The sequence below is a fragment of the Pseudomonas sp. ICMP 3272 genome (assembly GCF_001466905.1).
Classification (GTDB): domain Bacteria; phylum Pseudomonadota; class Gammaproteobacteria; order Pseudomonadales; family Pseudomonadaceae; genus Aquipseudomonas; species Aquipseudomonas amygdali.
The window spans coordinates 1-344 of the sequence record NZ_LKEK01000023.1 but is presented as its reverse complement, the minus strand read 5'-3'; the positions used below and the strand labels follow the sequence as shown (position 1 = coordinate 344).

1 pseudogene is annotated in these 344 nt (G+C 64.5%); it reads left to right on the top strand.

Annotated elements, in window-relative coordinates:
- Window positions 1–344: pseudogene (locus AO068_RS03135) on the top strand (hypothetical protein); the annotation flags it as partial.

Sequence of the window (344 nt, the reverse complement as noted above, 5' to 3'; positions counted from 1 at the left end):
GGTGGTGCCGCGCAGTATTCGCGGTCAGGAAAACCCGCTGCATGCGGCGATGGCCAAGCTGCATGAGCCGGGCAGACGAGCGATCAACCAATGCACTGCCACGGTCCAGCGCGCGGTGGTCTGGCGGCACATGCTCAGTGCTCAGGACGCGCTGGTCGCCAGCCTTAAACAAAGAACCTGAGCCTGGAAGGTTTCGACTACGTGGCGGCGATGTATGAGTTGAGTCGGACGCTGGCGACCCTGGCGCTGCTGCCGTCCAACGTCGATCCGCTGGCACCCGGTGGCGACATGGTGGATGCGGTCACGGGGGTTGGGCTATGGGATCAGGCCGTGAGCCTTGGGCA